At 32.3% G+C, this 13156-nt stretch carries 15 protein-coding genes; 14 read left to right on the plus strand and 1 reads right to left on the minus strand.

Annotated elements, in window-relative coordinates:
• The first annotated feature begins 51 nt into the window (after positions 1 to 51).
• The 3 genes from HMPREF9943_RS02700 (at position 52) to HMPREF9943_RS02710 (ending at position 4200) form a co-directional block, all read left to right on the plus strand.
• Positions 52 to 1635, plus strand: a complete 1584-nt coding sequence (locus tag HMPREF9943_RS02700; protein WP_004801754.1) for an MBOAT family O-acyltransferase — start codon at positions 52 to 54, stop codon at positions 1633 to 1635.
• 8 nt (positions 1636 to 1643) lie between these two features.
• Positions 1644 to 2660: a hypothetical protein gene (locus HMPREF9943_RS02705; protein ID WP_004801756.1), complete on the plus strand. Its 1017-nt coding sequence runs from the start codon at positions 1644 to 1646 to the stop codon at positions 2658 to 2660.
• A gap of 121 nt (positions 2661 to 2781) precedes the next feature.
• Positions 2782 to 4200 (plus strand): HAD hydrolase-like protein, encoded by a 1419-nt coding sequence (locus tag HMPREF9943_RS02710; protein WP_004801758.1) that lies wholly within the window; start codon positions 2782 to 2784, stop codon positions 4198 to 4200.
• On the opposite strand, the gene HMPREF9943_RS02715 is transcribed toward HMPREF9943_RS02710, so the two are convergent.
• Complete coding sequence (locus tag HMPREF9943_RS02715) at positions 4195 to 4731, minus strand: NUDIX hydrolase (RefSeq protein ID WP_004801765.1); 537 nt, start codon at positions 4729 to 4731, stop codon at positions 4195 to 4197. The genes HMPREF9943_RS02710 and HMPREF9943_RS02715 overlap by 6 nt on opposite strands.
• A gap of 194 nt (positions 4732 to 4925) precedes the next feature.
• On the opposite strand from HMPREF9943_RS02715, the gene HMPREF9943_RS02720 reads away from it, so the two are divergent.
• The 11 genes from HMPREF9943_RS02720 to HMPREF9943_RS02770 all read left to right on the plus strand — a co-directional run bounded on the left by HMPREF9943_RS02720 (position 4926) and on the right by HMPREF9943_RS02770 (position 13073).
• On the plus strand, positions 4926 to 5906 hold the full coding sequence (locus HMPREF9943_RS02720; RefSeq protein ID WP_004801767.1) for an RluA family pseudouridine synthase: 981 nt from the start codon (positions 4926 to 4928) through the stop codon (positions 5904 to 5906).
• Positions 5907 to 5933: 27 nt separating this feature from the next.
• The gene (locus HMPREF9943_RS02725; protein ID WP_004801769.1) at positions 5934 to 6854 is read left to right on the plus strand and encodes an ROK family protein; all 921 of its coding nucleotides are present in this window, start codon (positions 5934 to 5936) and stop codon (positions 6852 to 6854) included.
• Between the two features lie 40 nt (positions 6855 to 6894).
• Positions 6895 to 8007 (plus strand): Ldh family oxidoreductase, encoded by a 1113-nt coding sequence (locus HMPREF9943_RS02730; protein WP_004801771.1) that lies wholly within the window; start codon positions 6895 to 6897, stop codon positions 8005 to 8007.
• Between the two features lie 76 nt (positions 8008 to 8083).
• Complete coding sequence (locus tag HMPREF9943_RS02735; RefSeq protein WP_154647518.1) at positions 8084 to 8425, plus strand: hypothetical protein; 342 nt, start codon at positions 8084 to 8086, stop codon at positions 8423 to 8425.
• Positions 8422 to 9246, plus strand: coding sequence for a MurR/RpiR family transcriptional regulator (locus tag HMPREF9943_RS02740; protein WP_004801775.1), 825 nt, complete (start codon positions 8422 to 8424; stop codon positions 9244 to 9246). The genes HMPREF9943_RS02735 and HMPREF9943_RS02740 overlap by 4 nt, the downstream gene beginning before the upstream one ends.
• Positions 9247 to 9256: 10 nt before the next feature.
• On the plus strand, positions 9257 to 10099 hold the full coding sequence (locus HMPREF9943_RS02745) for a fumarate hydratase (RefSeq protein ID WP_004801776.1): 843 nt from the start codon (positions 9257 to 9259) through the stop codon (positions 10097 to 10099).
• Positions 10096 to 10647 (plus strand): Fe-S-containing hydro-lyase, encoded by a 552-nt coding sequence (locus HMPREF9943_RS02750; RefSeq protein WP_004801777.1) that lies wholly within the window; start codon positions 10096 to 10098, stop codon positions 10645 to 10647. Before HMPREF9943_RS02745 ends, HMPREF9943_RS02750 begins: the two co-directional genes overlap by 4 nt.
• Entirely contained in the window at positions 10638 to 11477 is an 840-nt protein-coding gene (locus HMPREF9943_RS02755; protein ID WP_004801778.1) for a MurR/RpiR family transcriptional regulator, read from the plus strand. Before HMPREF9943_RS02750 ends, HMPREF9943_RS02755 begins: the two co-directional genes overlap by 10 nt.
• 70 nt (positions 11478 to 11547) lie before the next feature.
• Complete coding sequence (locus HMPREF9943_RS02760; RefSeq protein ID WP_004801779.1) at positions 11548 to 11820, plus strand: HU family DNA-binding protein; 273 nt, start codon at positions 11548 to 11550, stop codon at positions 11818 to 11820.
• 78 nt (positions 11821 to 11898) lie between these two features.
• On the plus strand, positions 11899 to 12417 hold the full coding sequence (locus HMPREF9943_RS02765) for a flavodoxin domain-containing protein (protein WP_004801780.1): 519 nt from the start codon (positions 11899 to 11901) through the stop codon (positions 12415 to 12417).
• Complete coding sequence (locus tag HMPREF9943_RS02770) at positions 12414 to 13073, plus strand: Pr6Pr family membrane protein (protein WP_004801781.1); 660 nt, start codon at positions 12414 to 12416, stop codon at positions 13071 to 13073. The genes HMPREF9943_RS02765 and HMPREF9943_RS02770 overlap by 4 nt, the downstream gene beginning before the upstream one ends.
• Positions 13074 to 13156: the final 83 nt, after the last annotated feature.

Raw genomic sequence — 13156 nt, forward strand, 5'->3', positions numbered from 1 at the left:
CCAATGGGAATAGGAAATATTTGGCATAGCGATGCTGATTTTGGAGGAATTATGAATTACGTATCATATACATATCTGTTTATTTTCCTTATATTGACTTTTATTACATATTATTTAGTACCATTGAAGAAAAGATGGATAGTTATTCTTGTATCAAGTATTATTTTTTATTTGACAAGCAGTCATCCTAAATTAATTGTCTTTGTTTTAATCAGTGCTTTGAGTGTTTATTTTGGAGGGCTGAAGCTGGATTCTATTAATGAAGCGTATAAAGAGAAAAAGAAAGGTCTTGAAAAACAAGATCGTAAAGCTTTAAAAGAAACACTGGATAAGAAGAAAAAAAGAATTCAAATATTTCTGATTTTATTTAATATTGCTTTTATAGCAGTATTGAAATACAGTATTTTTCTTACTATAATTCTAAATGGAGTATTAGGAATATTTAAAGTACATATTCCGGGAATGCGTTTCTTTGTTCCTTTAGGAATCTCATATTATACATTACAGGCAATTAGCTATGTTGTTGATATATCAAGAGGTAAATATAAAGCCGATCATCATTTTGGCAAAGTTTTTAATTATCTAATCTTCTTTGGCACAATTACTGAAGGACCAATTGCTAAATTTGATGAAGTAGCTGATCAGATTCATACCGGTCATCCATTCAATTATGCAAATTTCCAAAATGGTGTTCAGCTTATTATGTGGGGGCTATTTAAAAAGCTTATTGTTGCTGATAGAGCAAATCTATATGTTCATGAAGTGTTTAGAACACTTACTCATTATCATGGTATTGTCAATCTGGTAGGTATTATTCTTTATACAATCCAACTTTATACTGATTTCTCAGGATGTATGGATATTGTTAGAGGTTCTGCATTGATGCTTGGCATTACTTTACCGGAAAACTTTAAACAGCCTTTCTTTTCTGCCAGTGTTAATGAATTCTGGAGAAGATGGCATATTACTTTAGGAGCATGGTTAAAAGAATATGTTTTATTTAGTGTTACTTTGTCTAAACCATTTAAAAATATCAGTAAATGGTTTAAGGATCACTGTAATGCTTATTTTGGAAGAACATTACCGGTTGTATTTTCATCATTCTTTGTATGGTTTATTATGGGAATATGGCATGGCGTTGGTATTAAGTTTATTATTTATGGACTGTATTATTATATTATTATGGCATTAGGATTATTATGTAAGCCATTATTTGATAAATGTATAGATGTTCTTCATATTAATGTTAAATCTAAACCATATCATGTTTTTCAGGTAATTCGTACATTTATTCTTATTAACTTTGGTATGCTTTTATTTAGAGTTTCTTCAATGAGGAAGTTCTATGATTTTACTATTGGTATCTTTGATGGATTTAATCTCTTTGATCCACGTGTATTCTCAATAGAATTAGAATTAGGCGGTAAAGAATGGATTGTTTTATTAATTGGTATTCTTGTTGTTGTTATTGTGGATGTATTACATGAAAAGGGATATGAATTAAGAAAGATATTTAATACTAAGCCAATTTATGTAAGATATATTTGTTATTTTGTTATATTCTTTACAATCTTTATTTTTGGTGCCTATGGTAGCGGATATGATTCAGTTGCTTTCCTCTATGGAGCTTATTAGGAGGTTTTATGGAAAATAAAATGACACTTAAACGTGCAGTTTATCTTATCGTATTTATTATTATAGTTCTTTGTGTGATTATTTCAGGAGGCTTACTATTCAGCCCTAAAAATAATACTCGTAAAGCCGGTATGCATATTGCCAGAGCAAGAGGATTTTATGGTGAGAAAAAAAATACTATTCAGGTTTTAGGACTTGGCAATAGTGATTTATTCTATGCTTTAAATCCATTATGGATGTATCGTGATCAAGGCTTTACATCATTTATGGCTAGTGAAGAATTACAGACGACAGTCAAGGCTCATAAACTTTTTACTGATTTTCTTAAAACCCAATCACCAAAGCTGGTAGTTATTGAGACCAATGAATTCTTTTTAAGACCGGGAACATTTGAATTTAATGAACTTATCAAAAGTAAAATTAATGAATATCTGCCAATGACTCAATATCATACAAGATGGAAATCATTGAATAAGCAGGATTTTACTTTAAAGAAATTAAAGAATAGACCAACAGTCTATAAAGGGTTTAAATTTCATACAAGGCGTGTAAAATTTAATCCGGCATCTTATTGTGATGAAGCAACGATTGATACAATGGATCCGATTGATGCTTACTATCTTGATAAAATTATGAAAATATGTAAAGAGAAGGGCATTCAGGTACTCTTTATGACAGCCTGGGCACCGGCCGACTGGAGTAAAAAGAGAAGTATTGAATCAGCTAAAATTGCTAAAAAATATGGTGTTAATTATCTTGATTTCAATGATGAAAAGCTTATCAAAGAAGCGGGATTAACTTCCGGTCTTGATGGACAACCTTCTGATTTTAAGGATTATGGCAGTCATATGAATTACTGGGGTGCTCAAAAGATGTCAGACTATGTTGGCAAATACATTGCTAAAAATTATCATCTCAAGGATGTTAGAAAGAATCCTGACTATGCTTCCTGGAATAGAGATTTAGCAGTCTTTGAAGGAAATGCTAAAGCAAGACTGAAAGAAGTTAAGAGAAAAAGAAAATAAAAGATAGGATCATTTTAAGTAGATTTACTTAGAATGATCTTTTATTATGCAGTGATGTATTTCTCTATCTGCTTCTTTTCATTTATTAAAATTTTGTTATAATAATACAAAGGGTGAAATTATGAAACAGTCTGTTACTGATATAAAGTTAGTGATTTGCGATCTTGACGGATGTTTATTACCGTTGAATAAACTGCGTTATAATTTTTATAAGAATTTATGCAAACAGCGCCATAGCACAATCACAAAAGAAGAATTTTATAAATCATTAGGCAATATGTATACAATGTATGACAAATTGCCTTTAAACCGTGTTATCAGTTCTGCATCATTAAATAATCGTGTAGAAAAAGATCTTTTTAATTATCTTAAAATAAAAGGTGTCACATTCAGAGATGGAACATTAGAATTATTTGAATATTTCAGACAAAAAAATATTCGTGTAGCTATTTTTTCTACTCATAAGACATCACGTGCAATCGACTATTTAAAACTTGCCGGACTATTTGATAAAGCTGATTATGTGATTGGCAGTGATACTAAACTTTCACCGTTGCCTTCTAGAGAAGCTTTGGAATTCTTAATGGAAAGATATCAGGTTAAGCCTGAAAATACACTCACGATTACTTCTGTTGATGCTTTATTAAGTGCCAGCTATCAGCTGAACATGAATTCTATTTATTTTTCTGATTTGATAGAGCCATCCTTTTTCCAAAAAGAGCTTTCTTACTGCTGTGTTCATAGTTTTTTTGAAATTCTTAATGAGTTACTTTTTAATTCTTATAATAACTATAAGATGTTTGAAGAAGTTCTTGGATTGACGGATGATTTATCATTTAAAGAGTTGAAAAATATTAAAGAGCATCTTAATGATGTTTATTCGGATGATCAGGAAATACTTGATATTGTTAATAAAACTTATGCCGGCAGGATAGATGAGATGAATAAAGAACATCCTCGCTTTATTTTTGCTGATGAACAAGAGCCTATTATTGAGAACGAAATGCCTCAGGAAAAGACTGTTGTTGTAAGCGAACCATTAGATGAGCCTGATATATCTGATACTGATGAAGAAAAAACAGTCTCCTTAAAACCGGAAGAATCAGACCGGTTATCAATGTTGGTATCACAGGTTATGAAGGAGCCGAAAGAAGTTAAGGAAGAAGTAATAGAAGTGAAAGAAGAAAAAAAGAAACAGTACTCTTTTCTTTTATCATTTGTTTATGCTTTGATTTTATCATTTATGATTATTTTTATAGGTATTATAGTTTATACTGCTTTTATTGATTTTTTTGAAGGAGGAGTACTAGATTTTATAAGAGTCATCTATCTTATCTATAGTAATGTATTGAACTTTATCTTTGCATTTATTTTCAATACAATTCATATGGTTATTAAAGTATTTCCTAAATATAATGACTTTTTAAATAATGGCATTGTTTCTTCTCAGTTTTGTATGCTGATACCGGTTTATTTGTTTAATACGGTTATCATTGGATTGATTGATTACTTTCTATTTAATAAGGAGAAGCCTCTATAAGAGCTTCTCCTTATTTGCATAAATATACATGATCGCAATAATAGTTTTTGCATCTTTAATTTGACCCTTAAATATTGCCTGATAGGCCTGATCAATAGGCATCTTAATAAGATGTAAATCTTCATCAAGATCAGCTTCTAAAGAATCATTCACTTCTTTAAAATTGATCGCCTGATAAATATGAAGAACTTCACTGCAATAGCCCGGAGTAGGGTAACAATCAAATAAGAATTTCATATTTTCAGCACGACGGTTTGTTTCTTCCTCAAATTCACGATAAGCGGCTTCACTTGGATTTTCATCTTTTTCCAATTTACCTGCAGGTATTTCAATCGTATCTTCTCTAAAGGGATAACGATACTGCTTAACTAATAGAATACATCCTTCTTCAATCGCAAGAATACATACACCGCCATGATGATAAACGACTTCTCTGGTTGCCGGATTACCGTTGTAGGCTTCTACTTTATCTTTAACGACATGAATAATCTTGCCATCATAAATTGTTTCACTTGTTAGCTGTTTTTCCATTTATTTCACCTCATATGTATTATAACATAAAAGAAGTATGCGGGGGAGCACACTTCTTTTAAACTTGCTTATAGGGGGTGTAAGTTTCCTCACTTACAAGAATATTATAACATACCTATTTAAAATGTAAAGGCTTTCTTTTTTAAATATAGTAAATTGAAAGATGTATGCTATAATTATGGCGGGAGAGAGATATGAAAGTATTCATTATAGATAAGTATCATGAAAATCAACGTATTGATAAATATTTAAAAAAACTATTACCAAATGCACCATCCGGATTTGTTTATAAAATGCTTCGTAAAAAAGATGTTAGAATTAATGGAATTAAAGTTAAAGAGAATTATATTTTAAAAAGAGGAGATGAAGTATCTTTATATCTTTTTGAAGATCGTTTTAATGATTATCATCAAGCTCAAACAATTTATTATTTAGATATTCAGTTTGAGGTTGTGTATGAAGATGAACAGATATTAATTGTTAATAAGCCTGCGGGTTTATTAGTACAGGGAGATTCTAAAGAAAATACGAATACTTTAGATAAACAGGTTTTAGCTTATCTATATCAGAAAAAGGAGTATAATCCTCACAGTCAGCTGGCTTTTACTCCTGCACCTGTTCATCGTTTAGATCGTAATACGAGCGGTCTTGTTATTTTTGGAAAGACTATGAAAGCTCTTCAGGATCTTAATGAAATGATGAAAAAAAGATATTGTATTGATAAGAAGTATATTACGATTGTTAAGGGTTTTATGAATGATGAAAGTTTAGAAGGCTATGTCAAAAAGAATGAAGAAGAAGGCAAAATGTATATGGTCAGTTCTGATAGTAAAGGTGCTTTGCGAATGCAAACGGAAGTTCATAGCTTAAAGTCACTAAAAGAGTATTCTTTAATAGAGGTTCAGCTTATTACCGGACGAACACATCAGATTCGCATTCATCTTTCTTCGTCGGGTCATCCTTTAATGGGGGATCGTAAGTATGGTGATTTCAATTGGAATAAAGAGATTAAAGAAAGATTTAAATTGAATTATCAGTTTCTTCATGCTTACTCACTTACGTTTACTAAGCCTTTTGGATCTATCAGTTATCTGAAAGGGCGTACATTCACTTGTAGACCGCCTGAAAAATTATTGAAAATTATCAAAGCATTATTTGAAACAAACGATATATAAGCTATAATAATGACAGGAGGACATTTTATGGAATTTTATATAGGTATTGATTTAGGTGGAACAAATGTAAGAGCATTACTTGTTGATGAATCAGGACAGACTTACAGTGAAGTTAAAGAAAGTACGGAAAAAGAAAATGGACCTGATTATGTATGCTTAAAGATTATCAGAATGATTCAAACATTGGATTACACCGACTGTGATGGATTTGAAAATGTAAGAGGTATTGGAATTGGTGTTCCGGGACCTGTAGACACAGTGAATGGTGTTATGATTATGGCAAGTAATCTGCCTGGCTTTGAAAATTATCCAATTGTACAGAAATTAAAAGACCAATTTAAAAAACCGGTATTTCTTGATAATGATGCAAATGTTGCCGGTCTAGCAGAAGCTTTATTAGGAGCCGGAAAAGATTATCCAAGCTGTTATTTTGTAACTGTTTCAACCGGAATCGGTGGTGCTTTTATTGTTGATGGCAAGCTTATTTCAGGTGGAAGAGGACATGCCGGTGAAATAGGTAATATTATTGTTAGAAGTAATGGTTATAAGCAAGGTGCTTTAAATCCGGGATCAGCTGAGGGAGAATGTTCAGGGACAGCAATTACTCGTAAAGGGCAAGAAGCCTTTGGTAAAGATATAATTAAGCATGCGGGTAATGTATTTGCTTTAGCTGCTAATGGTGATCCTCAGGCAAAAGAAATTGCTGATGATGCGATTGACTGTCTTTCTACATTGTTTGCTGATATTGCTCATACTGTTGATCCTCATTGCTTTGTGATTGGTGGCGGAGTCATGAAATCTAAGGATTATTTTTGGGAAGAACTCAATAAACAATTTAATAATAAGATTCATGTTGGAATGCAGAATCATATTCCTTTACTGCTTAAGAAGTTAGAAGATTGTGGTGCTATTGGTGCTGCTATGCTGCCAATGAGTCAGTTAGGTTAAGACATCATAAGATGTCTTTTTAAAAAGAGGAGCAAAAAATATGACAAAAGAAACAAGACCCTATGTGAGTTGGGAACTCATGCAGAATTTTATGACTGATGCTTTTATGGCAGCCGGGCTACCACAAGAGGATGCAGAAATATGTACTGATATATTACTGGAAAGTGATCGAAGAGGAATTGAAAGTCATGGATCTAACAGGTTCAAGCCCATTTATATTGATCGCATTAATGAAGGTATTTTAAATCCTGTTACCAGATATGAAGTGATTAAAGATACACCGGCAACATTAGTTGTAGATGCTCATGACGGAATGGGAATGGTAGCCGGTTATAAAGCGATGAATACTATTATTGAAAAAGCTAAAAAGTGTGGTATAGCAATGGCTGTCATTAGGAATTCTTCTCATTTTGGAATTGCGGGATACTATACAACTATGGCTTCCCATCAGGGATTGATTGGAATCTCCGGAACTAATGCAAGACCGTCTATTGCACCGACTTTTGGAGTAGAGAATATGCTTGGGACTAATCCTCTTACCTTTTCTTTTCCAACAGATGAACCTTTTGATTTTATTTTAGATTGTGCTACATCAATTGTTCAAAGAGGGAAGATTGAACTTTATGCAAGGAATGGAGAGCCAACACCGAAAGGTATGGTCGTAGGAAAAGATGGAACAGCTAAAACAGATTCTATTCAAATATTAAAAGATCTTGTTGATGGGGAAGCGGCTTTAGCTCCATTAGGAGGTATTGGAGAAACATTAGCCGGCTATAAAGGATATGGCTATGCAACAGTTGTTGAAATACTATCATCAGCACTTTCTGTTAGTCCATTCTTAAAAGCTCTTACTAACATTGATGCTTCCGGTCATAAGAAACCTTATCATTTAGGACATTTCTTGATTTGTATTAATCCTGATTTTTTTATGGGCGAAGAATCATTCCGTCATACTACCGGAGAAATACTGAGAGAATTAAGAAATTCAAAAAAGGCACCCGATCAGGAAAGAATCTATACAGCAGGTGAAAAAGAATGGATAATCTGGAATGAAAGAAAGGATAAAGGTGTTCCGATGGGTGAATCTGTTCAAAAGGAATTTATTGCTGTAAGAGATATGTATCATTTAAATTATAAGTTTCCGTTTGAATAAGTCCTTCATTATGAAGGACTTATATCAATTGAGAGAAAAACTTTAAAAATATCTATTTTTCATATATAATAAGTTTATGAGAAAAATTCTATTAATACTGATGTTGTTTCTTACTGTAGGATGCAGATCTCAGTTACAGAAAACAAATACACAATTTCAGGGAAGCTATGAAAAAGATAAAGTTCAGCTGATTATAAAGAAGGTTGATGATCCTAAAGATGCATATTATTTTATTTTTAAAGATAAAAAAATGATTTATGAGGATTATGTATTAAAGAAAAAGAATCAGCTGGTTTGCGATTTGGAAGAAGAAGGTGTACAGATTATCTTTGATTTGAGTCAGGATATTGATGTAAAAATTATTGGCAAAATGAAAGATGCAGAAAAAATAAGAGGTAATTACAGGAGGAGCAAATGAAGAATTTATTCTATCGATTGATTATCTATCTTGATACGGCGAGCGAGACTGATACAAATTATAATATTGCCTTATTTATGGCTAATAATTTTTATCGTATATATTCTATGAGGATTAATGAATTGGCAAGCGTCTGTTATGTTTCACCGGCAACTATTTCTCGTTTTTGTAAATCTTTAGGCTATGAGAATTTTGCTCATTTGAAACAGGAATGCTATAGTTTTCATTCTAATAATAAGAAATTTAATAATCTTATCAACATCCCTGTAGGACAGATGAAAAATGATCCTGTTGGAGCGACTAGAGACTTTGTATCTCAGGTGAAAGAAACACTGAATACTTTACCTGATACTCTCGATTGGGATCTTATAGATCAGGTATTAAGACTGATTCATGATACCAAAGATGTTGTATTTTTTGGTACTCAATTTTCTAACAGTGCTGCTTTACATTTTCAGACAGATTTACTGATGTTGGAAAAATATACAACTGCCTATATGGATTCTGAAAGACAACTTGACTGTGCAAAAAGAATGACAAAAGATTCTTTAGCTATTGTCATTAGTGTACAGGGAAATTATCGTAATTCGGGATTTAAGGCTTTACAATATTTAAAGAAATCCGGCTGTAAGATAGTCTTATTATCAGCCGGTGATAAGAATACTTTAGGAATACCGGTTGATTATAGAATTAAGCTGGGGTATCCTAGAGATGGTAAAACAGGAAAACATGCCTTATTGTCAGTCATTGAATTAATGAGCTTAAGATATTATACATTATATTATCCAAGCCTTGATGAATTACAGGGACACATACTGTAGTGAGGGAAGTATGAGAGAAGTTGAAAGTACATTGATTATTGAAGAAGTGGCTAGAATGTGCATGGAAACAAATTATAGTTTACCCAATGATATTTTTAAATCCCTGATAGATGCTATTAAACTAGAAAACTTTAATAATGCAAAAGAGGTTTTAAATATATTAAAGAATAATGCTGATCTGGCAAAAAATAATGACTTACCTATTTGCCAGGATACCGGTATGACCTGTATTTATGTTGAAATAGGACAGGAGGTTCATGTTTCAGGTAATCTGAATGAAGCAATTAATGAAGGGGTTAGAAAAGGATATCAGGAAGGTTACTTAAGAAAAAGCGTTGTAGCTGATCCCGTACTTCATCGAGTGAATACAGATGATAATACACCGGCAATTATTCATTATGAGATTGTTTCAGGAGATAAGCTAAAGATTACTGTTGCTCCTAAAGGGTTTGGAAGTGAGAATATGTGCCGTATTGCGATGATGAAGCCAAGTGATGGTATTGAAGGCATTAAATCTTTTATTCTTGATACTGTTGAGAAAGCAGGACCTAATCCCTGTCCGCCGATGGTAATTGGCGTAGGAATAGGAGGAACTTTTGATTCAGTAGGCTATCTGGCTAAAAAGGCAATGCTCAAAAGAACAGATGAATATCATCCGGACAAAGAATACGCTCTTATTGAAAAAGAAATGCTAGAAAAAATCAATGCATTAGGAATAGGACCTGCAGGATTTGGCGGTCGTACAACAGCATTAAGTCTGCATATTGAAACATATCCTACTCATATTGCCGGTATGCCTGTTGCGGTTGCTATTTGTTGTCATGCTGCCAGACATCAGGAGGTTATCTTATGATTAAGCTTAGAACACCGCTTACTCAAGAAGCTGCTGATTTATTAAAGGCAGGGGATCAAGTATTATTAAGCGGTATGATTTATACCGGAAGAGATGCAGCTCATAAAAGATTTAAAGATGCTTTTGTAAATCATCAGGCTCTGCCTTTTGATTTACAAAATCAGATTATTTATTTTACCGGTCCTGCACCTGCTAAGCCGGGACGGGTTATTGGCAGCTGCGGACCTACAACATCTTATCGAATGGATGCCTATTCACCTCTAATGTTAAAGCATGGATTAAGAGGAATGATTGGTAAGGGCAGATGCAGTGAGGAAGTGAAAGAAGCTATTAAGAAATATCATGGTATTTATTTTGGAGCTATTGGCGGAGCAGGTGCTTTAATGGCTTCTTGTGTAAAGAAATCTGAAATTATTGCCTATAGTGATTTAGGAACAGAAGCAGTAAGAAGACTGTTGGTTGAGGATATGCCTTTAACAGTAGTTATAGATACATTAGGTAATGATCTCTATATTAATGGACGGAAGGAGTATTTATTATGCGAATGAAAACGCAAGTTAAAGATTATAATGAAGTGGACATTTTATATACATTGATGTCTTATATAAATGTTGCCAGTACTCAGGATATGCATTATACAATTGCTCATCAGGTTTTAACACATCTTGATCAGGTTCCTTATATGTCTATTAATGAATTAGCTGATTTATGTTTCACTTCACCGGCAACAGTTTCCAGATTCTGTAAAGATATGAATTGTTCTAATTTTGCATCTTTTAAAAAAGAGATTGCAGAAGGGTTAGAAATAGCCTCGGATGAAATACATTTACCAGCCGGTGATGCTAAAATGATTGAAGAAAACCCTCAAAAACTGGTAACTAAGATTTATCGAGATACTAAGAATTCTTTGGATATTGGCATGAACGATATTGATATAGCTGATATTGATAAGATCTGTAAAATGATATATGAGGCAAAGGATGTTCATATGGTTGGTTATCAGTTTTCCAAGATTGTCTGTACGGATTTTCAGTTAAAGATGCTTAAGCTTCAGAAATTTATTTATGCTTTTATTAATAAAGGTGATGAGATTCAAAAGTTGGAAACTATTGTGCCGGGAGCACTTGTGATTATTGTAAGTGTAGGAGCAAGAAGAGATCTGATGGATCCTTTGATTAAAAAGTTAAAAGAAAGACAGCCAAAGATTTTGATGGTAACAATGAATAGAAATTATACTAATGATGATGTTGATGAATTCTATTACTTGGCAGGGATGGAGAGTGACTATACACAGTCTTCAATGATGGGTTCGGTTGACTTAGTTTCTTTGTTTAATGTCATTTATGTTAGATATGGGCTGTTATATGGTAAAAAATAATGGTAAATGTTGTATATAAGATATATTTTTGGTATAATGATTGCATAAACTTTAGAAACGGAGAAAAATTATGAAAAAAGATGAATTAGTAACTAAGATTGCAGAGAACACTGATCTTTCAAAAAGTGATGTTAATAAAGTATTAGCTTCTCTAACAAATGTTGTTGCAGAAGCATTAAAGGCAAATGATGAAGTTGCATTACCCGGATTAGGAAAATTTCAGGTAAAAGAAAGAGCTGCAAGAACTGGTAGAAATCCACATACCGGAGAAACTATCAAAATTGCTGCTGCAAAAGTTCCATCATTTAAAGTTGCTAAACCTTTAAAAGATGCTTTAAAATAATTGATTTTAAAAAAGAAGGGAGAAATCCCTTTTTTTTAATGTCGGGAATTGTTAGAATAGATTAAAGGTGGTGTTTTTATGATTACTATTCTTTATAAGACAAAGCATGGCAGTACTAGGAAAATCGGGAAAGTACTGGATACGTATTTAGAGCACCGGTGTCAGCTGATGGATCTTAATGATGTAAATATAGAATCTCTAGAAAAATCAGATTCTATTGTTTTAGGGATTCCTGTTTATTATGGTAAATTAGATGAAGAGATGGTTTATTTTGTTAGGAATCATCAGGATCTGCTTATCAGTAAGCATTATTCTATTTATGTTGTAGCACTGGCACATCGTGAATTTATGAAATATCTTTCTGAGACATTCGATTATTATATACTTAAAAATGTAAAAACAATGGCTGGACTGGGTGGGGCACTTTATTATCCTGAACTTTCTCTTCATGAGAGAATGATACTAACATTAATGAATACAAGGATGCCGGTTATACCTAAGGAGCATAATGAAAAAATATTTGAAAACTTTAATAATGATGAAATTAGAAGATTCGCTGAGAAAATTAAGAAAATAGATGAGGCTGCCGCTCAATGAGTTCAAGAAAAGTACAGCTAATTTATCGTTTCATTTTATTTTTGCTTCTTTTAATAGGTTTAGCAAGTAATCTTATTACTTCATTATTTAATGGTTTTCAAACATATGCCTATTATACTTTCCAGTCAAATATTATTTGTTTTATTATTATTGTTTTTCAACTCTCAGATACGATTTCTTCTTTAAGAAGGCATCAGTATTATGGAGATAGCGAGAAGTTCGTCAGAATACAGTTTTTAGCTTGTATATGGATTACAATTACCTGTCTGGTCTATAATATATTATTAGGTAATCCGCTGACCCCGTTATATTGGACAAAAAATCTTCATAATCCTTTACTTCATTTGATTGTACCTATTTTATTTGTATTAGATTTTCTTTTATTCTCAGCCAGAAGGGAAATATCAAAATGGCTGCCACTATCAGCTGTCGTATTTCCTTATCTTTATATTACTTTTATTATAATCAGAGTCAGGATTATAGATTTTATCTATAATCCAATACCGTCATATGTTGTAAAATATCCTTATTTTTTTCTGGATGTTAGTAAAATAGGATATATAGGTGTTATTAAATGGACGGGAATCTTAACAGTTCTATTTTTAGTATTTTCTTATGCTCTTAAATTTATTTATGATCATACAAAGCAGTATTGAGCAGATCTTTATAAAGGTCTGCTTTTTACTTATAAATAAAGGAAAAAAATAAAATAAAACTTGCATTTAATAGTAGATTCATG

The sequence above is a fragment of the Eggerthia catenaformis OT 569 = DSM 20559 genome, from assembly GCF_000340375.1.
Classification (GTDB): domain Bacteria; phylum Bacillota_I; class Bacilli_A; order Erysipelotrichales; family Coprobacillaceae; genus Eggerthia; species Eggerthia catenaformis.

Bases quoted from the DNA above. Each gene is read 5' to 3' on its own strand.
- HMPREF9943_RS02700 (WP_004801754.1), top strand. From the start codon at position 52: ATGAATTACGTATCATATACATATCTGTTTATTTTCCTTATATTGACT.
- HMPREF9943_RS02705 (WP_004801756.1), top strand. From the start codon at position 1,644: ATGGAAAATAAAATGACACTTAAACGTGCAGTTTATCTTATCGTATTT.
- HMPREF9943_RS02710 (WP_004801758.1), top strand. From the start codon at position 2,782: ATGAAACAGTCTGTTACTGATATAAAGTTAGTGATTTGCGATCTTGAC.
- HMPREF9943_RS02715 (WP_004801765.1), bottom strand. From the start codon at position 4,731: ATGGAAAAACAGCTAACAAGTGAAACAATTTATGATGGCAAGATTATT.
- HMPREF9943_RS02720 (WP_004801767.1), top strand. From the start codon at position 4,926: ATGAAAGTATTCATTATAGATAAGTATCATGAAAATCAACGTATTGAT.
- HMPREF9943_RS02725 (WP_004801769.1), top strand. From the start codon at position 5,934: ATGGAATTTTATATAGGTATTGATTTAGGTGGAACAAATGTAAGAGCA.
- HMPREF9943_RS02730 (WP_004801771.1), top strand. From the start codon at position 6,895: ATGACAAAAGAAACAAGACCCTATGTGAGTTGGGAACTCATGCAGAAT.
- HMPREF9943_RS02735 (WP_154647518.1), top strand. From the start codon at position 8,084: ATGAGAAAAATTCTATTAATACTGATGTTGTTTCTTACTGTAGGATGC.
- HMPREF9943_RS02740 (WP_004801775.1), top strand. From the start codon at position 8,422: ATGAAGAATTTATTCTATCGATTGATTATCTATCTTGATACGGCGAGC.
- HMPREF9943_RS02745 (WP_004801776.1), top strand. From the start codon at position 9,257: ATGAGAGAAGTTGAAAGTACATTGATTATTGAAGAAGTGGCTAGAATG.
- HMPREF9943_RS02750 (WP_004801777.1), top strand. From the start codon at position 10,096: ATGATTAAGCTTAGAACACCGCTTACTCAAGAAGCTGCTGATTTATTA.
- HMPREF9943_RS02755 (WP_004801778.1), top strand. From the start codon at position 10,638: ATGCGAATGAAAACGCAAGTTAAAGATTATAATGAAGTGGACATTTTA.
- HMPREF9943_RS02760 (WP_004801779.1), top strand. From the start codon at position 11,548: ATGAAAAAAGATGAATTAGTAACTAAGATTGCAGAGAACACTGATCTT.
- HMPREF9943_RS02765 (WP_004801780.1), top strand. From the start codon at position 11,899: ATGATTACTATTCTTTATAAGACAAAGCATGGCAGTACTAGGAAAATC.
- HMPREF9943_RS02770 (WP_004801781.1), top strand. From the start codon at position 12,414: ATGAGTTCAAGAAAAGTACAGCTAATTTATCGTTTCATTTTATTTTTG.